The 17,001-nt window shown below is 72.1% G+C and carries 18 protein-coding genes; 7 read left to right on the forward strand and 11 right to left on the reverse strand.

The genetic code is table 11. The features are described from left to right. The first annotated feature begins 86 nt into the window (after nucleotides 1-86). Nucleotides 87-1,757, forward strand: a complete 1,671-nt coding sequence (gene lnt / locus ACIO9J_RS05390) for an apolipoprotein N-acyltransferase (protein WP_401992820.1) — start codon at nucleotides 87-89, stop codon at nucleotides 1,755-1,757. On the opposite strand, the gene ACIO9J_RS05395 is transcribed toward lnt, so the two are convergent. Further along, nucleotides 1,681-2,586 carry a Gfo/Idh/MocA family protein gene (locus ACIO9J_RS05395; RefSeq protein WP_401992823.1) on the reverse strand — a complete coding sequence of 302 codons (906 nt, stop codon included), beginning with the start codon at nucleotides 2,584-2,586 and terminating at the stop codon, nucleotides 1,681-1,683. The two genes, lnt and ACIO9J_RS05395, sit on opposite strands and share 77 nt — an antisense overlap. Nucleotides 2,587-2,620: 34 nt before the next feature. Further along, nucleotides 2,621-3,865 (reverse strand): FAD-dependent monooxygenase, encoded by a 1,245-nt coding sequence (locus tag ACIO9J_RS05400; RefSeq protein ID WP_401992826.1) that lies wholly within the window; start codon nucleotides 3,863-3,865, stop codon nucleotides 2,621-2,623. 134 nt (nucleotides 3,866-3,999) lie between these two features. On the opposite strand from ACIO9J_RS05400, the gene ACIO9J_RS05405 reads away from it, so the two are divergent. Both ACIO9J_RS05405 and ACIO9J_RS05410 read left to right on the forward strand, forming a co-directional pair. Then, nucleotides 4,000-4,593 carry a TetR/AcrR family transcriptional regulator gene (locus ACIO9J_RS05405; RefSeq protein WP_401992829.1) on the forward strand — a complete coding sequence of 198 codons (594 nt, stop codon included), beginning with the start codon at nucleotides 4,000-4,002 and terminating at the stop codon, nucleotides 4,591-4,593. A gap of 144 nt (nucleotides 4,594-4,737) precedes the next feature. Continuing rightward, nucleotides 4,738-5,226, forward strand: coding sequence for a hypothetical protein (locus ACIO9J_RS05410; RefSeq protein ID WP_401992832.1), 489 nt, complete (start codon nucleotides 4,738-4,740; stop codon nucleotides 5,224-5,226). A 110-nt stretch (nucleotides 5,227-5,336) separates the two neighbouring features. Here the strand turns inward: ACIO9J_RS05410 and ACIO9J_RS05415 are convergent, their stop codons facing one another. Together ACIO9J_RS05415 and ACIO9J_RS05420 are read right to left on the reverse strand one after the other, a co-directional pair. Continuing rightward, nucleotides 5,337-5,825 carry a hypothetical protein gene (locus ACIO9J_RS05415; protein ID WP_401992835.1) on the reverse strand — a complete coding sequence of 163 codons (489 nt, stop codon included), beginning with the start codon at nucleotides 5,823-5,825 and terminating at the stop codon, nucleotides 5,337-5,339. Between the two features lie 88 nt (nucleotides 5,826-5,913). After that, a complete protein-coding gene (locus ACIO9J_RS05420; RefSeq protein WP_401992838.1) occupies nucleotides 5,914-6,885 on the reverse strand; it encodes a helix-turn-helix transcriptional regulator in 972 nt (323 codons plus the stop codon). Between the two features lie 101 nt (nucleotides 6,886-6,986). Between ACIO9J_RS05420 and ACIO9J_RS05425 the strand changes: the two genes are divergently transcribed. Beyond that, a complete protein-coding gene (locus tag ACIO9J_RS05425) occupies nucleotides 6,987-7,397 on the forward strand; it encodes a DUF3224 domain-containing protein (RefSeq protein ID WP_401992841.1) in 411 nt (136 codons plus the stop codon). 2 nt (nucleotides 7,398-7,399) lie between these two features. Here the strand turns inward: ACIO9J_RS05425 and ung are convergent, their stop codons facing one another. From ung to ACIO9J_RS05455, 6 genes are all read right to left on the reverse strand, one after another. Further along, on the reverse strand, nucleotides 7,400-8,083 hold the full coding sequence (gene ung, locus ACIO9J_RS05430; protein WP_401992844.1) for a uracil-DNA glycosylase: 684 nt from the start codon (nucleotides 8,081-8,083) through the stop codon (nucleotides 7,400-7,402). A 117-nt stretch (nucleotides 8,084-8,200) separates the two neighbouring features. Beyond that, entirely contained in the window at nucleotides 8,201-9,784 is a 1,584-nt protein-coding gene (locus ACIO9J_RS05435; RefSeq protein ID WP_401992847.1) for an ABC transporter substrate-binding protein, read from the reverse strand. Nucleotides 9,785-9,957: 173 nt separating this feature from the next. After that, the gene (locus ACIO9J_RS05440; protein WP_401992849.1) at nucleotides 9,958-10,722 is read right to left on the reverse strand and encodes an SDR family oxidoreductase; all 765 of its coding nucleotides are present in this window, start codon (nucleotides 10,720-10,722) and stop codon (nucleotides 9,958-9,960) included. A 17-nt stretch (nucleotides 10,723-10,739) separates the two neighbouring features. Continuing rightward, nucleotides 10,740-11,501, reverse strand: a complete 762-nt coding sequence (gene fabG / locus ACIO9J_RS05445) for a 3-oxoacyl-ACP reductase FabG (RefSeq protein WP_401992852.1) — start codon at nucleotides 11,499-11,501, stop codon at nucleotides 10,740-10,742. 158 nt (nucleotides 11,502-11,659) lie between these two features. Beyond that, complete coding sequence (locus ACIO9J_RS05450; protein WP_401992855.1) at nucleotides 11,660-12,058, reverse strand: DUF3037 domain-containing protein; 399 nt, start codon at nucleotides 12,056-12,058, stop codon at nucleotides 11,660-11,662. Then, entirely contained in the window at nucleotides 12,055-12,843 is a 789-nt protein-coding gene (locus tag ACIO9J_RS05455; RefSeq protein WP_401992858.1) for a HipA family kinase, read from the reverse strand. The genes ACIO9J_RS05450 and ACIO9J_RS05455 overlap by 4 nt, the downstream gene beginning before the upstream one ends. Nucleotides 12,844-12,907: 64 nt before the next feature. On the opposite strand from ACIO9J_RS05455, the gene ACIO9J_RS05460 reads away from it, so the two are divergent. Then, nucleotides 12,908-15,049: a prolyl oligopeptidase family serine peptidase gene (locus ACIO9J_RS05460; protein WP_401992861.1), complete on the forward strand. Its 2,142-nt coding sequence runs from the start codon at nucleotides 12,908-12,910 to the stop codon at nucleotides 15,047-15,049. Between the two features lie 32 nt (nucleotides 15,050-15,081). After that, nucleotides 15,082-15,555 (forward strand): Rieske (2Fe-2S) protein, encoded by a 474-nt coding sequence (locus ACIO9J_RS05465; RefSeq protein WP_401992864.1) that lies wholly within the window; start codon nucleotides 15,082-15,084, stop codon nucleotides 15,553-15,555. Between the two features lie 33 nt (nucleotides 15,556-15,588). On the opposite strand, the gene ACIO9J_RS05470 is transcribed toward ACIO9J_RS05465, so the two are convergent. Beyond that, entirely contained in the window at nucleotides 15,589-16,224 is a 636-nt protein-coding gene (locus ACIO9J_RS05470) for a cysteine hydrolase (protein WP_401992867.1), read from the reverse strand. 190 nt (nucleotides 16,225-16,414) lie between these two features. On the opposite strand from ACIO9J_RS05470, the gene ACIO9J_RS05475 reads away from it, so the two are divergent. Beyond that, the gene (locus tag ACIO9J_RS05475; RefSeq protein WP_401992870.1) at nucleotides 16,415-16,882 is read left to right on the forward strand and encodes a pyridoxamine 5'-phosphate oxidase family protein; all 468 of its coding nucleotides are present in this window, start codon (nucleotides 16,415-16,417) and stop codon (nucleotides 16,880-16,882) included. Nucleotides 16,883-17,001 lie beyond the last annotated feature (119 nt).

Here is a 17,001-nt window from a genome sequence, read left to right on the forward strand (position 1 = left end):
CCACGGCGTACACCCACTGTCGTAGATCGTCCCGGGCGCGCACACTGGAGGCACGACCGGGCGTCGGGGACCGAGGGAGGCGCTGGATGGAGCTGATCGGCGACGGCCGGTGGGAGCGGGCCGGGCGGCGCGGCCGCCGGATGCTCGCCTCGCGCTGGTGGCGGGGTGGCGCGGCCGTCCTGGCGGGGGCACTGCCCGCGCTGGCGTTCCCCGCCCCGTCGCTTTGGTGGTTCGCGTACGTCGCCCTCGTGCCCTGGATGCTGTTGGCCCGCTCGGCCCCGACCGGGCGCCGCGCCGCGCTCGACGGCTGGCTCGGCGGCCTCGGTTTCATGGTGGCCGTCCACCACTGGCTGCTGCCGAGCCTGCATGTCTTCACGGTCCTCATCGCCGCGCTGCTCGGCCTGCTGTGGGCGCCGTGGGGCTGGCTGGTGCGGCGGCTGCTCGGCCGGGCGCCGTCGCGCCGACGTGCCGCGGTCGCCCTCCTCGTACTGCCCTCGGCCTGGCTGATGGTCGAACTGGTCAGGTCCTGGGAGGGCTTGGGCGGCCCGTGGGGTCTGCTCGGGTCGAGCCAGTGGCAGGTCGGGCCCGCGCTGCGGGTCGCGTCCGTGGGCGGCGTGTGGCTGGTCAGCGCCCTGGTCGTGGCGCTGAACACGGCGGTCGCGCTGCTGGTGGTCGTGCTGGCCACCGCGCCGGGTGGCCGACGCGCAAAACCCGACAGCGGTGCGCGCACCGGCACGTTCGTGGCCTCCCCCGGCGCCCCCGCCGTCGCCGGCATCGTCGCCGTCGCCGCCGTGACCACCGCGGCCTGGGCCTGGGCCCCTCGCCCGGAGCCCGCGGGCGGCACCCGCGTCGCCGTCGTACAGCCCGGTGTCATAGACGGCATCGCGGGCCCTGAGAAACGGCTCGCCCGTGAGGAGGCGCTGACCCGCACCCTGGTGGGCCGGGACGTCGACCTCGTCGTGTGGGGCGAGAGCAGCGTCGGCTTCGACCTCGCCGACCGGCCCGATGTCGCGCGCCGGATCGCCGCGCTCTCCCGGGAGGTCGGCGCGGACATCCTGGTGAACGTGGACGCGCGCCGCTCCGACCGGCCCGGCATCTTCAAGAGTTCCGTCCTGGTGGGCCCGCAGGGCCCGACCGGCGACCGCTACGACAAGATGCGGCTCGTGCCCTTCGGCGAGTACGTCCCCGCCCGCTCCCTGCTCGGCTGGGCGACGTCGGTCGGCAAGGCGGCGGGCGAGGACCGCAGGCGCGGCGACCGGCAGGTGGTGATGGACGTCGGGCACGGTCTGCGGGTCGGCCCGCTGGTCTGCTTCGAGTCGGCGTTCCCCGACATGAGCCGCCACCTCACCCGGGACGGCGCGCAGCTGCTGCTCGCCCAGTCCGCCACCTCGTCGTTCCAGCACAGCTGGGCACCTCCCCAGCACGCCTCGCTCGCCGCGATACGGGCGGCGGAGACCGGCCGCCCCATGGTGCACGCGACGCTCACCGGCGTCTCCGCGGTCTACGGCCCGGACGGCTCACGCATCGGATCGCCGCTCGGCACGTCGGCGAGCGCCACCGCGGTGTACGAGGTTCCGCTGGCCGAGGGCGTGACGGCGTACGTGCGCTGGGGCGACTGGACCGTGCACGCCGCCCTCGTCGTCCTCGCGCTGCTGTGCGCCGCCGAGGGGGCGCGGCTGCTCAGGCGGTCTGCTCCTGAGCGGCCCGCACCACCCGCTCGCACAGCTCGTGAGTTGCCAGCGCATCACGGGCACTGAGCACCTTGCCCGCGCGCACGGCGTCGAGGAAGGCGAGCACGACCTGCTCGATGCCGCGCTGACGGGCCACCGGCACCCAGTCGCCGCGCCGCCGCACCGTCGGCTGGCCCTTGTGGTCGACGACCTCGGCGAGGTTGAGCACCTGCCGCTTGGTGTCCTGCCCGGAGACCTCCAGGACCTCCTCGGTCGAACCGCTCAGCCGGTTCATCATGCCGAGCGCCGTGAACCCGTCGCCCGCGAGCTGCAGCACGACGTGCTCCATGAGCCCGTCCTGGACGCGGGCGCGCACCCCGACGTGGTCGATGGGCCCGGGGACGAGGAAGCGCAGGGTGTCGACGACGTGGATGAAGTCGTCCAGGACCAGCGTGCGCGGGTCCTCGGGCAGCCCGACACGGTTCTTCTGCATCACGATCAGCTCGCGCGGGTGCTCGGCGCACTGGGCGTAACCGGGCGCGAAGCGACGGTTGAAGCCGACGGCGAGGCTGACGCCGCGCTCCTCCGCGAGCCGCACGAGCCGCTCGGAGTCGGCGAGTTCGTAGGCGATGGGCTTGTCCACGTACGTCGGCACGCCCGCTTCGAGCAGCCGCGCCACGATCTGGGGGTGCACGGCGGTCGGCGCGTGCACGAACGCGGCGTCGAGGTCCTGGGCGAGCAGCGCGTCCAGGTCGGTGTGGAGCCGCGCGTCCGGGATGTGGTGGACGCCCGCGACCCGGGCGAGGGTGGCGGGCGTACGCGTCTGCAGGTGCAGTTCGACCCCGGGCTGGGTGGTGAGGACGGGCAGGTACGCCTTCTGTGCGATGTCACCGAGTCCGATGCAGCCGACCTTCACCACTGTCTCCCTACTACCGCCGTACCACCGCGGGCTACCGCTGTGCTGACTCGCGCCCCGTCGCCCGCGCGGTGCGCGCGGGCCCTCCGGTCGCCGTTCCCGCAGCATACGGGGCCTGCGGAGGGCACCAGTCGGCGATGGCGGCGAAACTGCGCAGGATGAAGTTCGGGCCGAGCCGCGATGCCGCCGCGACCAGGGTGTCGCGGACGGCGACGAGCGGGGCGCTGGTCGGGTGGGTGACGCGGGAGGCGCGCGCGGCCCGCCGGACGATCGCGGTGGTGCGCGGGACGCGTGCCGCGCTGTGGGCGGCGAGTCCGGCGAAGAGGTCACCGCCCGCCGCCGCGTGGTGGGCCAGGACGACTCCGTCCTCGATGGCCTGGTTGCCGCCCTGGCCGAGGCTCGGCGTCATCGCGTGCGCGGCGTCACCGACCAGGACGACGCGGCCGCGGTGGTGGGTGGCTAGCGGGGTGACCAGGTGGTGGACGTCGTTGCGCAGGATGTCCCCGGGCCGCACGGCGGCGACGATCGCGGGGATCGGGTCGTGCCAGTCGGCGAAGCGGCGGGTCAGTTCGGCCTTCTCGTCGTCGGGCGCCGCGCCACCCTCGGGCACGCGGGCCGTGGCGTAGACGTACACCCTGCCGTCCTTCAGCGGCTGGGTGCCCCAGACCCCGCCGCGCCCCCAGGTCTCGTGCGGCGCGAAGGGCTCGTCCGGTGCGGTGATCACGAAGCGCCAGGCGGTGAACCCGGCGTAGACGGGCCGGGGGTGGCCGGGGAAGAGGACGTCGCGCACGGCCGAGTTGATGCCGTCCGCGCCGACGACGAGGTCCGCCTCGATGTCACCGTCGTCGGTGGCGACGACGGCCGGGCGGTCGGTGCCGCCCCGATCGCTGAGACGGGCGCTCGTGCCGGTGCGCAGCGCACCCTCGGGCAGGGCGGAGACCAGCAGGTCGACGAGGGTCGCGCGGTGCAGCATCACCAGGCTGCCGCCGTACGCCCCTTCGGCCTCGGCGGCACTCGTGCGCACCAGCCAGCGGCCGCTCTGCGCGCGCATGCCGCCGAGGCCCTGCCAGGCGGCGAGCTCGCGCACCCGGTCGCCGAGGCCCAGGACGTCGAGCGCGCGCTGGGCGTTCGGCGCGAGGCCGATGCCCGCGCCGACGGGTTCCAGGGAGGCCGCGCGCTCCAGGACGGTGACGCGCCAGCCCGTGCTGTGCAGGCCGATGGCGGCCGCGAGTCCACCGATGCCGCCGCCGATGACGACCGCGTGGGGCTGCTGCTTCATGGCTACTCCTCCGTGGTGCTCCGCCGTGCCTTGTCGTGCTCTGTCGTGCCTTGCCGTGCGCCCGCTCACTACACCTGTAGTGAGCGACACGGAGAACGTACTACAGGTGTAGTCGAGGGCGATAGAGTCCCCTCATGTCCGTACGCAGCGCGGGGGCGTCCCGCACCGAACTGATCGCCGACGCGGCGCTCGCCCTGCTCGCCGAACGCGGCATGCGCGGCCTCACCCATCGGGCCGTCGACGAGGCGGCGGGGCTCCCGCAGGGCTCCACGTCGAACCACGCGCGCACCCGGCTCGCCCTCCTGGAAGCGGCGGTGCGCCGCCAGGCCGAGCGCGAGGCGGTGATCCTGACCCCCACCGAGATGCCGGACCCCACCCACGGCCGCGCCGCCCTGACCGGCGCCCTCGCCCTGGCCCTGCACCGCTACTTGACCGGCGACTCGCGCGAACTGCTCGTGTCCCGCTACGAGTTGGCCCTTGAGGCGACCCGCAGGCCGGAGCTGCGCGCGTACTACGACGCGGCGGGCCGGCAGTTCAGGGAGCCGCTGGAAGCCCTGCTCCGCGCGGCGGGCTCCACCGCACCGGAACGCCACACGCTCTCCCTGGTGGCGTGGTGCGACGGCCTGATGTTCTCGTGCGTGGCGGGCTCGTTCCACGCGACGGTCCCGACCGAGGAGGAGCTGCGGGCGGGCCTCGACGAGTTGTTGCGGGGGATGCTGGAGGGGTGAGGGAGGAGGGCACCTTGCGGGCGGGCGCGCCCCCGCAGGTCCTGCGCCCCCTCAGGTCCTGCGCACGCTCAGCCCGTCACCCGTGCGGGGCAACCTGCCCCCGTTCACGCCCTCGTCGGCCGCGCGGACCGCAGAGTTGGGCGGATGCATCGATCGACGACCGCCGCCGCGCTCCTGCTCTCCGTGGCCGTTTCAGCCACCGTCACGGGGTGCGTGAGCGTCGAGCGGCCCGGACCCGCGGGACCGGCCGGGGCGAGTGCGACACCGAGCGCGGCGCGGACCGACGGCAGGAGCCGTCCGCAGATCGTGCAGGCGCCGGCCAGAGAGGCGCTGGAGCGCATGGACCCTCCCCCGTCCTCCTCCGCGCACCCGCACCCTCGTCCGGCGAAGGAGGCCGTCCGGACCGAAGCCCCCGCCGGAACCCCGGCCCACGCTCCCCGCCCCGCACGCCCCGCCAAGCCCCCGGTGCGCAGGCCCGCCGCCACCCGGCCCGACGCGGGCGCCACCCGCCCCACTCCCGCGGCCAAGCCCGCCGCACCCGGAGCGGACGCGTGCGCGCTCGGCGAGGCGTACGGCGGCTGGGCGCCGGACAGTCCTCAGGCGGTCATCTGCCGTGAGACGTACGGTCGTTGAGGGACCGTCACTCGTTACGCGACACGCGTCACATGACACCCGTTACGCGATACGCAAGCAGTGGGCGTCACGGATAACCCGCCACCACTGCCCCCCAGGGCCGAGTCACGTCACTCCTCCTCGCTCCCCTCCCCCACCTCCCGCTCCAAACGCGCGATGGCCGCCTTGATCCCGTTCCCGTACTCGTCGTCCCCCAGCGCGCCGACCCCTCCGCGTGCCCGGCGCAGATGGGTGCGGGCCGGCCCGGGGCGATGGAGCTTCACGTAGTCCGCGGCCAGGTTGAGGTGCAGGGATGGGTAGAAGCCGCGCACGGCGAGGGACTGGTGGTGGGCGTTGAGCCGCTCGTCGGTCAGCTCGTCCGCCGCCGACAACGCCCTGAGGTCCCACGCCAGTTCGTCCGCGGGGTCCTCCTGCGTGTCCGCCATGTAGTGCGCGAGCGTGCAGCGGTGCAGCGGGTCGCCGTCCTGGCCGATCTCTCCCCACAGAACGAGGAAGCGGTCCCGCGCCTCCTCACGGTCACCGGCGTGATGCAGCATGACCGCCTGTCCGATCCGCGTCATCATGGCGTCCTCCGCCGTCTGCTCCCGCTGTTCCGTCACGGTGTCCTCCGCACTCGTCCGCCCGTCGCCCACGACGCTAGCCGCAGCCACTGACAATCGCGGTCAGGCACGTTCGGGGACGGGGCGCTCACGCGTAGCGCTGGGCCAGCCCGGTGACGCACCTGGCGACTTCCGCCCGGAGTTCCGGCGGCCCGAGCACCTCGGCGTCGAGGCCGAGCCGGAGGATGTCGGCGACCGCGACCCGCAGCTCCTCCACGTCGAGGTCCACCTCGGCCCAGCCGTCGTGGTCGGCGCCGCCCGCCCCGGCCACGGCCCTGTCCCCCGCCGCCCCGAACAGCGCGGGCAGCAGCCGCAGGCCCGCGGGCGAGAGCCTGAGCCGCGCCGTGCCGCGCAGCACCCGCGCCTCCAGACCGCTCGACGCCCGCGCCCAGTACGCCGCGAGGTCGAAGCCTTCGGGGCCCTCGGCGGACTCCTCCTCCGTCACGGTCAGTTCCAGGAACCGCGACACCCGGTACGTCCGTACGACGCCGTCAGCGGACGCGGTCGCCGCCAGGTACCAGGTGCCCGCCTTGAGGACGAGGCCCAGGGGATGCAGCACGCGCCGCACGTCGCCGCCCCAGCGCCGGTAGTGCCCCCGCAGCACCCGCCTGCGCCACACGGCGTCGGCGACCTCGGCCAGCAGCGGTGCCGGTTCCGCGGTGCGGAACCACGCGGTCGCGTCGAGGTGGAAGCGCTCCTGGATGCGCCGGGAGCGCTCGCCGAGGCCGGCGGGCAGCGCGGCGGTCAACTTCAGTTGGGCGGTGGCCAGTTCCGCGCCGAGGCCCAGCTCCGCGGCGGCCGTCGGCAGACCGGCGAGGGCGAGGGAGTCGGCCTCGTCGTCCGTGAGCCCGGTCAGCCGGGTGCGGTAGCCGTCCAGGAGCCGGAAGCCACCGGCAGGACCGCGCTCCGCGTAGACGGGCACCCCGGCGGCGGCGAGCGCCTCGGCGTCCCGGTAGACGGTCCGGACCGAGACCTCCAGCTCCGCGGCGAGTTCGGGTGCGCTCATGCGCCCGCGGTTCTGGAGCAGCAGGAGCAGGGCGAGGAGCCGGTCGGCGCGCATGCGCCAAGTCTGCCTCGGTACCTGACAGAAGATGTCAGGTACCGCTGCGAGGGTCTTCTCCGGAGCGGCCCACCAGGGGCTCTCTGTACCGAAGGGATCCCATGCACCAGCAGATCACCGGCACGTTCACCTTCGCCCGGTGGGACGAGAAGCCGGTCGCGGGAGCGGACGGAGGCGCCCGCATCGCGCACGCCTCCGTCACCAACGACTACGCGGGCGGCATCGAGGCCAAGGGCACCTCGTGCGAGTACACCATCGCGTACACGAGCGAGACGACCGGCACCTTCGTCGGCTACGAGTTCATCGAGGGCACGCTCGACGGCCGCGCGGGCTCCTTCGTCATGGAGCAGCGCGGCGCCTTCCGTGCGGACGGCGGCATCGACTGCGCCTGCACCGTCCTTCCGGACTCGGCGACCGGCGAGCTGACGGGGCTCACCGGCACCGGTTCGTACACCGCGCAGGGCGGGCGGCCCACCTCCCCGTACACCTTCGACTACGCCCTGGAGGGGTGACCTCAGCCGATGTCCGGGATCCGCCAGTCGATCGGCTCGTGCCCCTGCGCGGCCACCGCCGCGTCGATCTGCGTGAAGGGGTGCGAGCCGAAGAACTTCTTCGCGGACAGCGGCGAGGGGTGCGCGCCCTTCACGACCACGTGCTTGTCCTCGTCGATGAGGGGGAGCTTCTTCTGGGCGTAGTTCCCCCAGAGCACGAAGACGGCCGGGTCGGGGCGGTCGGCCACCGCGCGGATGACCGCGTCCGTGAACTTCTCCCAGCCCTTGCCTTTGTGCGAGTTGGCCTCTCCGGAGCGGACCGTGAGCACCGCGTTCAGCAGGAGGACGCCCTGCTGGGCCCACGGCATCAGATAGCCGTTGTCCGGCACGGGGTGGCCGAGCTCCTCCTTCATCTCCTTGTAGATGTTGCGCAGGGAGGGCGGGGTCTTCACACCGGGGCGCACGGAGAAGCAGAGACCGTGCCCCTGGCCCTCGCCGTGGTACGGGTCCTGGCCGAGGACCAGGACCTTCACCCCGTCGTACGGCGTCGCGTCGAGAGCGGCGAAGACCTCGTCACGCGGAGGGAAGACGGGGCCCTTCGCCCGCTCCTCCTCGACGAACTCGGTGAGCTCCTTGAAATAGGGCTTCTGGAGCTCCTCGCCGAGGACTCCGCGCCAGGACGCGGGCAGCATGGCGATGTCGGTCACGTCAACAACCTCCGGTGTGCGGTCACTTCTCACCACAGAACCTACCGGCGACCACTGACAATCGGCCCGCTGCCCCGGACGCCCCGGCAGGTCGCGCACGCGCCGCCGGGCGGGCGGCTACCAGCTGGTCTTCCGCTGCAGCTCCCACATCATCATGATCGCCGAGGGGTCGAGGGCGCGTTCGCCGCCCGCGATCTCCTCGCTGGACATGATGTATTGCTTGCCCTGCCAGAGCGGGAGCAGCCGCACGTCGTCGACGAGGATCTCCTGGGCCCGCTCGAAGTCGCCGATCACGGCGCCGCGGTCGTCCTCCCTGCGCTCGCGCGGCAGCAGTTCGTCGGTGATCTCCCTGGAGGGGTAGGGCGTGTTGAGCACGTTCTTGGGGCCGACGAAGGGCGCGATGAAGTTGTCCGCGTCGGGGAAGTCGGGGAACCAGCCGCGGCCGAAGACGGGGTACTCGCCCTTGCTGTAGCCCTCCTGGAACTCGGTCCAGGGGCGGTTCTTGAGCGTGACCTTGAAGAGTCCCGACGCCTCCAGCTGCCGCTTGAGCTCGGCGAACTCCTTGGCGGTCGCGGAGCCGTAGCGGTCGGAGGTGTACCAGAGGGTGAGCGGGACGGTCTGGTTGATGCCGGCCTGGGTGAGGATGCGCTTGGCCCTGGCGTTGCTGGGGTTCCCGTATTCGTCGAAGAAGCCGGTGGCGTGTCCGGTGAGGCCCCTGGGGACCATGGAGTACAGCGGCTCGACGGTGTCCTTGTAGACGTTGTGGGCGATCGCCCCGCGGTCGACGATCTGGGCGACGGCCCGCCGTACGGGCAGCTTCCTGGCCCACGGGTCCTTGGTGTTGAACACCAGGTAGCGGATCTCGGTGCCCGAGCCCTCGACGAGCTCGATGTCCTGCTCGCGCCGGCCCCTGCCCTGCATGGTGACGATGTCCTGCGAGTCGAGCCCGCGGAACGTCACGTCGATCTGCTTCGACTTCAGGGCGTCGACCATCGCGGCGGACTTCTGGAAGTAGCGGATGGTGACGGCGTCGTTCTTGATGTCGGCCGCGCCCTTGTAGCTGTCGTTCCTGACCAGCTCGGCCTTCTCGTTGCGCGCGTACGCCTGGAGCGTGTACGGACCGGAACCGGTTACTTCGTTGCCCTCGCGAAGTCGGTCCGCCGGATACTCGTGCGGATCGACGATCGACATGGCCGGAGTGGCGAGCACGAAGGGGAACGTGGCGTCCGGTTTCTTGAGGCGGAAGGTGATGGTCCGCTTCCCCTTGGTCTCGACCCGGTCGAGCGAACCGAGCAGTCCCATGGGGCCGCCCTTGACGATCTTCCTCTCGTCGAGGACGCGCATGCGGTCGAAGGAGTACTTGACGGCTGCCGCGTCCAGTTCGTCGCCGTCGGAGAACGTCAGTCCGTCACGGAGTTCGCAGGTGAAGACCGTACTTCCGGAGTCCTTGAAGCCACAGGACTCGGCCGCGTCCGGTTCCGGTTCGGTGGCTCCCGAAGGGAAGCTGAGGAGAGTTTGAAAAACGTTTCTGTAGAGCTCCCAGGAGCTGTCCCACGCCTTCGCGGGGTCCAGCGTGCTGGGCGCGCTCATCGTGCCGACGGTGATCTGTTCCGCCTCGTCGGGCCCGTCCGAGGACAGCACCCCACAGCTCGTCAGCAGGGACGTCGACACGAGCGCCACCACCGGGCGCCGACCCCTCATCCTCTTCGCAAGGGGAATTTCACTGAACACGCGCACGCTCCTCGATCGGCCATGTCAGGGGGTCGGGAGACAATATCGCAGTGCCCCGCCGGGCCAACTCCTGGCGCCGACGGGGCACTTGATGCGCGTGTACGTCGCTTTTGGCGGCCTACCGCACCCTTGCGCGGGCTTCGTCAGCCGACGCCCGCGTTGAGGAAAATGCCGCCATCGACCACGAGTGTCTGACCCGTGATCCAGTCGGACTGCGCGGAGGTGAGGAACGCGGCGGCGCCCCCGATGTCCTCGGGCACGCCGAGCCTGCCCAGCGGATACGCGGCGGCCGCCTCCTCCTCGCGGCCCTCGTAGAGCGCCTGGGCGAACTTGGTCTTGACGACCGCGGGCGCGATGGAGTTCACGCGCACCTTCGGCGCGAACTCGTGCGCGAGCTGAAGGGTGAGGTTGACCATGGCGGCCTTGCTCATCCCGTACGCCCCGATGAAGGGCGAGGGGGAGACACCGGCCACGGAGGCGATGTTCACGATCGCGCCGCCGTGCTCGCTCTGCCACGCGCGCCAGGTCTGCTGCGCGAAGCCGAGCGCCGAGATCACATTGGTCTCGAAGACCTTGCGCGCCACGTTGAGGTCCATGTCGGCCATGGGCCCGAACACCGGATTCGTACCGGCGTTGTTGATGAGGAAGTCGACCCGGCCGAACGCCTCCATCGCGCGTTCGACGGCGACCCCCTGGTGCGCCTCGTCGTGGGCCTTGCCCGCGACGCCGATGACCCGGTCGGAACCGAGCCTCTCGACGGCCTCCTTCAAGGCGTCCTCGTTGCGTCCCGTGATGCAGACCCGGTCGCCGCGGGCGACCAGGGCCTCCGCGATGCCGTATCCGATGCCCCGGCTCGCGCCCGTGACGAGCGCGGCCTTCCCGCTGTCCTGCACTGGCTGTACTGCCATGATCGCTGCCTTCCAGATCAGTTGAGCGGGCCACCGGCGACGTACATGACCTGACCCGAGACGAAGCCCGCGTCATCGCCCGTGAAGAAGGCGATGGCGTTGGCGATGTCCTCGGGGCGGCCGACGCGCTGCACCGGGATCTGGGTGGCGGCCGCGGTCTGGAACTCCTCGAAGTCCATGCCGACGCGGTCGGCGGTCGCCTTGGTCATCTCGGTGACGATGAAGCCGGGGGCGACGGAGTTGGCGGTGACGCCGAACTTGCCGAGCTCCTTGGCGAGGGTCTTGGTGAAGCCCTGGAGACCGGCCTTGGCCGCGGCGTAGTTGACCTGGCCGCGGTTGCCGAGCGCCGAGGACGAGGAGAGGTTGACGATCCGGCCGAACGTGGCGTCCACCATGTGCTTCTGGATGGCGCGGGACATCAGGAACGCCCCGCGCAGATGCACGTTCATGACCGTGTCCCAGTCACCCGCGCTCATCTTGAAGAGGAGGTTGTCGCGCAGGACACCGGCGTTGTTGACGAGGATCGTCGGCGCGCCGAGCTCCGCGGCGACCCGGGCGATGGCGGCCTCGACCTGGGCCTCGTCGGACACGTCGCAGCCGACGGCGAGCGCCTTGCCACCGGCCGCGGTGATCCGCTCGACGGTGTCCTTGCAGGCGGCCTCGTCGAGGTCGATGACGGCCACGGCACGGCCCTCGGCGGCGAGCCGTACGGCGGTCGCCGCGCCGATGCCTCGTGCGGCGCCGGTCACGACCGCGACGCGCTGCTCAGTGGTGGACATGCTGGTTCTCCTCGCCCTTGGGATGCGGCTCCACGGTACGCCCCGATGGTGAGCGACCGCTTAGTACCTTCAGCTGGACGAGACGCTAGAAGCCCTGGCACCGGGTGTCAACGGCACACAGGACGCTGTGATTCATTACCCGCCGCGCGGGTCATCGCTCACTTGACGAGCAGGTCGAGGAGGCGGTCCGTCTCGGCCGCGGGGTCCGCCGTGAGGCCGGTGTGCACCGGGCCCGGCTGGACCACGGTGGAGCGCGGCGCGATCAGCCAGCGGAAGCGCCGGCCCGCCTCGTCGCGCTCGGCCTGACCGGCCGCTTCGCCGCCCGCGCAGATCCGCTCGACGGCGCCGAGCGCGGCCCGGATGCCGGGCACGTCCGCGTCGGGGTCCAGGGCCCGCAGCTTGGCCTCGTCCAGGTGCGTGCGGGCGCCGACGTAGGTCTTGGCGCGGCAGTACACCACCACGCCCGCGTTGAACTGCTCGCCGCGCTCGACCCGCGGCACCACGCGCACCAGCGCGTACTCGAAGACGTGCCGCTCGGGCGCGCTCTGCTCGCTCACTTCGTGGCGTCCTTCCGGTCGGTCCCCGGCAGGGTGATCCGCTCGTGGATGGTCTTGGCGCGCGGCAGCAGCGTCGCCGTGTAGGCGCGCCGCACCTCGTCGGGCGTCGCGAAGCCGGGCTCGTCCACCAGCCACGCGTCGGGCACCTGAGCGGTGACCTCGGCGAGCAGCTCCTCGGTGACCAGCGGCGCGAGCCGCTCGGCGGCCGCCGCCACATCGGGCGCGAAGGGGGCGAGGACGTGGTCGGACGCGTCGTACGGCTTGGCGGCCGCGGTCTCCGCGGTACGCCAGTTGTGGTGCCAGATCAGGCTCGCGCCGTGGTCGATGAGCCAGAGGTCGCCCCGGCTGCGCAGCAGGTTGGGGTTGCGCCAGGACCGGTCCACGTTGTTGATCAGGGCGTCGAACCAGACGATCAGGCCCGCCTCGGCGGGGTCCACGTCGAAGGCGAGCGGGTCGAAGCCGAGCGCGCCCGACAGGAACTCCATGCCCAGGTTGAGCCCGCCGCTGGACTTGAGCAGCTCCTGCACCTGCTGGTCGGGCTCGCCGAGGCCGATCACCGGGTCGAGCCGGATCTGCACGAGCCGCGGCATCCGCAGCCCGAGCCCGCGCGCCAGCTCCCCGCAGACCACCTCGGCGACGAGCGTCTTGCGCCCCTGTCCCGCGCCGGTGAACTTCATGACGTACGTCGCGTACGTGCCGTGGTCGTCGACCTCGACGACGCCGGGCAGCGATCCGCCCTCCCGCAGGGGGGTGGCATAGCGGACCGCGGTGACTTCGGTGAGCATTGGCTCAGATTACTGCCGGGGACACGCTGTTCGATCACCCGCCCCGCTGCCTACAGTGCCCGCCATGGACTCCGCCGATCTTCCTCGCCAGTTCGCCCGCACCCGGCGCTTCTCGCTCGGTGTGCCACGGGGGTTCACGGTCTCTCCGGACGGCGAGCGGGTCCTTTTCGTGCGCTCCACGGCGGGCGACGATCCGGTCAGCAGGCTGTGGGTGTTCGAGGACGGGGCCGAGCGGATGCTCGTGGACCCGCTGGGCCTCGGCGAGACGGGCCCGCTGCCCGAAGCCGAGCGCATCCGCAGGGAGCGCGCGGGGGAGGCGTCACAAGGAGTGGTCGCTTTCGCGACCGACCACCACGCGCGCGTGGCCGCCTTCGCGCTGGGCGGTGCCCTGTGGGTGGTGGACACGGCGGGCGGCGCGCCGCGCCGGATCCGCACGGCGGGTCCCGTGGTCGACCCGCGCCCCTCGCCCGACGGCACGCTCGTCGCGTACGTCACCGGGGGCACGCTGCGTGTGGTCGGCGTCGACGGGACGGGGGACAGGGCGCTCGCCGAACCGGAGCACGCGGAGATCACGTACGGTCTCGCCGACCACGTCGCGGCCGAGTCCATGGGCAGACAGCGGGGGTTCTGGTGGTCACCGGGGAGCGACGCGCTGCTCGTCGCGCGCGTGGACACCTCCGACGTACAGCGCTGGTGGCTCTCGGACCCGGCCCACCCGGAGCGGCCGCCGCGTGCGATCCGCTATCCGGCGGCGGGCACCGCCAACGCGGAGACGTCGCTGCATGTGGTGCGTCTGGACGGCACGCGGACGGAGGTGCGTACTCCGGAGCGGGTGGACGAGGAGTACCACGTCGCCGAGGAATGGACGGACGGCGCCTTCGAGTACGTCCCCACGGCGGACTGGGACGCCCACGGTCCGCTGATCACCCTTCAGACTCGCGACCAGCGCTCGCTGTACGTCCTGGAGGTCGATCCGGAGAGCGGCGAGACGCAGATACTTACGCACAAACGGGACCGCGCGTGGCTGAATCTCCTGCCGGGCACGCCTCTTCGCCTGGGGAGCGGCACTCCCGTACACCCATGGCACCCACGCGACCACACGCGCGGCCTGCGGGTGGGCAGCCCGCTGACGCCGTCCGGCCTCCACGTGCACGAGGTGCTGGGCAGCACGGGCGAGCGGGTGTGGTTCACGGCGTCGTACGAGCCGACGGAGATCCACGTCTGGTCGTTCCACCACAAGGACGACGCGGTCGGCCCTCAGGCACGCACCGGCACTCCTCGCCAGATCAGCGAGGGGCCCGGCGTGCACACGGCCGCCGTCGGCGGCGACACCGTGGTCCTCGACAGCAGGACACCCGAGGGTCAGACGGTGACCGTGCTGCGCGGGGACGAGCCGGTGGGGCGGATCGCGGTGCTGGCAGAAGAGCCGGTCGTACGGCCCCGCCCCCGCCATCTCACCCTGGGCGAACGGGACTTGCGCAGCATGCTGTTCCTGCCGTCCTGGCACGAGCCGGGCTCCGCGAAACTGCCCGTGCTGCTCTGTCCCTACGCGGGTCCAGGAATCCAACTCGTGGTCCACGCGCGCGGGTGGTGGACGATCGTGGCGCAGTGGTTCGCGGAGCAGGGCTACGCGGTGCTGATCACGGACGGGCGCGGCACGCCGGGACGCGGGTACGCCTGGGAGAGGGCCGTCCACGGCGATCAGCTGACCCCCGTGCTCGACGACCAGGTGGACGCCCTGCACGCCGCGGCCGAGCGGTTCCCCGACGATCTGGACCTGACGCGGGTCGGCATCCGCGGCTGGTCCTTCGGCGGGTTCCTCGCGGCGGGCGCGGTGCTGCACCGCCCTGACGTCTTCCACACGGCGGTGGCGGGCGCGGCCCCCACGGATCTGCGCCTCTACGACACGCACTGGAAGGAGCGCTACCTCGGGCACCCCGACATCCAGGCGTCCGCGTACGAGAAGTGCTCACTGGTCGCGCACGCGCACCGCCTGGAGCGGCCGCTGATGCTGGTGCACGGCCTGTCCGACGACAATGTGCTGCCGGTCCACATGCTGCGCTTCTCCTCGGCACTGCTGGCCGCGGGACGGCCGCACACCGTGCTGCCGCTGCCCGGGGCGGGCCATCTGGTGACCCAGGAGGACGTGGCGGCGAACCTGCTGCGGCTCGAACTGGGTTTCCTGAGAAAGACCTTGAACGGGTGAACAAGGCGGCGCGCGGCCGCGTACCACTGGACATGACGACTCACGACATGCCCACCTCCGGTCACGCCACGTCCCCCTCGGGACCGTGCCGCCGCACCGTCGTGGCCACGCTCGGCGCCGCGGGGTTCGCCGCCGCACTCACCGCGTGCGGCGGCGGTGACGCCACGGACTCCGCCGAGCCCACGGGATCGAACGCGCCCGAGAAGGGCGGTGCCGGTGGGGCCGTACTCGCCAGCACCTCGGACATTCCCGTCGGCGGCGGCAAGATCTTCAAGGACCAGGGCGTCGTGGTCACCCAGCCGACCAAGGGCGAGTTCAAGGCGTTCTCGAACCGCTGCACGCACAAAGGGTGCCCGGTGACGAGCATCGAGGGCGGCACCATCAACTGCCCCTGCCACGGGAGCAAGTTCAGCATCGCCGACGGCAGTGTGAAGAACCCGCCCGCGCCGAGTCCACTGCCGCCCGCGGACATCTCGGTGGACGGCGACTCGATCAAGCTGGCCTGACGTCCACCGCGGGCCCTGCCACCCGCATGCGGCTCAGTAGGGCCGCTTCCACGCGCCGAGCACGTCCTCGGTGGTGGTGACGGTGGCGACCAGGGCGAGGGTGTTGCGGACCATCGCGGGCGTGTAGTCGGCGGGCACGCCCGCGATGGCGTCGGCGGGGACGACGGCGCCGTAGCCCAGGTTCACCGCGTCGAACACGGCGTTCGGGATGGCGACATTCGCCGAGACGCCGGTGACGATGAGCGTGCGGCAGCCCAGGTTGCGCAGCAGCGGATCGACGTCGGTGCCCGCGATCGGCGACAGGCCGTGCAGTCGTCGTACGACGAAGTCCTCCTCCGCCACCTCGATCGGCGGGGCGATCCGGACCGCGGTCGTCCCGGAGATCTGCTGCACGGGAAGCCGAGCCGCGGCGCGGAAGAGCCGGGCGTTGTGGTTGGCGCCGCGCCCGTCGGGGCGCCGCTCGGCGACCGCGTGCAGCACCTGTACGCCGCTGTGGTGGGCCGCCGCCACGAGCCGCGCGACGTTGCCGAGGGCCCCGGACACCCGTGCCTGCTCGGCGAGTTCGGGCAGCGCGCTCTCCGTTCCCACGACGCCCTGCTGGCACTCGACGGTCAACAGGGCCGTGCAGGCCGGGTCGAGGAGTTCCCTGAGCTGTTCGTACGACGGCATGGCTTCCCCTGTCGCAGGTCGCGGACGTCCGGGACATCCGGCGCCCGGAATCCGCGCGAGGCTAACGGCCATTGCGCCACGAAGGAAGAGCCCGCATGATTCCCTGACGCACAGTCAGGTCGCTTTGTTCGTACGGATACTCGCGCGCGGTCGGCCACGACTGTGCCCACTCAGCACGGGAGGACGACGCATGGCCGTCACACAGCGCAGGGGCCGCCGCATCATGATGACGCCGGAGGAGCGCGACGAGTTCCTCACCGTGGAGCGCACCTGCCGGGTGGCGACGGTGTCCCCCGACGGCGCGCCGCACGTCAGCACGCTCTGGTTCGTCTGGGACGGCACGTCCCTGTGGCTCTACTCGATCACCCGCAGCAAGCGCTGGTCCGATCTCCGCCAGGACCAGCGGATCGCCGTGGTGGTCGACACGGGCGTGGGGTACGACGAGCTGCGCGGCGTCGAGCTGTCGGGCACGGTGGAGTTCGTCGGCGAGTCCCCGCGACGCGGCGAGCCCTGCCCGGAACTCGACGCCCCCGAGCGGGAGTTCGCCCGGAAACTCTTCGGCCTCGACGCGATGCCCCACGACGGCCGCCACGCCTGGATCCGCCTGACCCCGGACGCGATCACTTCCTGGGACTTCAGAAAACTGGCAACCCTCTAGCTCCCGGCCCGGAGGACGGCCCCCAAAGGGGCGCGGGGAACTGCGCGCCCAGCCACACGAATCCGGCAGACGCCAATCACCCGACCACCCCACCCGACGGGCGGCCCCGTAAGGGGCGC

The sequence above is a fragment of the Streptomyces sp. NPDC087300 genome (assembly GCF_044744425.1).
Taxonomy (GTDB): Bacteria; Actinomycetota; Actinomycetes; order Streptomycetales; family Streptomycetaceae; genus Streptomyces.

What these genes read in the sequence shown, in the direction of transcription:
- ACIO9J_RS05455 (WP_401992858.1), bottom strand. Translation starts at nt 12,843, where the DNA reads ATGCTCACCGAAGTCACCGCGGTCCGCTATGCCACCCCCCTGCGGGAG.
- ACIO9J_RS05460 (WP_401992861.1), top strand. Translation starts at nt 12,908, where the DNA reads ATGGACTCCGCCGATCTTCCTCGCCAGTTCGCCCGCACCCGGCGCTTC.
- ACIO9J_RS05410 (WP_401992832.1), top strand. Translation starts at nt 4,738, where the DNA reads ATGCATCGATCGACGACCGCCGCCGCGCTCCTGCTCTCCGTGGCCGTT.
- lnt (WP_401992820.1), top strand. Translation starts at nt 87, where the DNA reads ATGGAGCTGATCGGCGACGGCCGGTGGGAGCGGGCCGGGCGGCGCGGC.
- ACIO9J_RS05405 (WP_401992829.1), top strand. Translation starts at nt 4,000, where the DNA reads ATGTCCGTACGCAGCGCGGGGGCGTCCCGCACCGAACTGATCGCCGAC.
- ACIO9J_RS05420 (WP_401992838.1), bottom strand. Translation starts at nt 6,885, where the DNA reads ATGCGCGCCGACCGGCTCCTCGCCCTGCTCCTGCTGCTCCAGAACCGC.
- ACIO9J_RS05400 (WP_401992826.1), bottom strand. Translation starts at nt 3,865, where the DNA reads ATGAAGCAGCAGCCCCACGCGGTCGTCATCGGCGGCGGCATCGGTGGA.
- ACIO9J_RS05425 (WP_401992841.1), top strand. Translation starts at nt 6,987, where the DNA reads ATGCACCAGCAGATCACCGGCACGTTCACCTTCGCCCGGTGGGACGAG.
- ACIO9J_RS05465 (WP_401992864.1), top strand. Translation starts at nt 15,082, where the DNA reads ATGACGACTCACGACATGCCCACCTCCGGTCACGCCACGTCCCCCTCG.
- ACIO9J_RS05435 (WP_401992847.1), bottom strand. Translation starts at nt 9,784, where the DNA reads ATGAGGGGTCGGCGCCCGGTGGTGGCGCTCGTGTCGACGTCCCTGCTG.
- ACIO9J_RS05470 (WP_401992867.1), bottom strand. Translation starts at nt 16,224, where the DNA reads ATGCCGTCGTACGAACAGCTCAGGGAACTCCTCGACCCGGCCTGCACG.
- fabG (WP_401992852.1), bottom strand. Translation starts at nt 11,501, where the DNA reads ATGTCCACCACTGAGCAGCGCGTCGCGGTCGTGACCGGCGCCGCACGA.
- ACIO9J_RS05440 (WP_401992849.1), bottom strand. Translation starts at nt 10,722, where the DNA reads ATGGCAGTACAGCCAGTGCAGGACAGCGGGAAGGCCGCGCTCGTCACG.
- ACIO9J_RS05475 (WP_401992870.1), top strand. Translation starts at nt 16,415, where the DNA reads ATGGCCGTCACACAGCGCAGGGGCCGCCGCATCATGATGACGCCGGAG.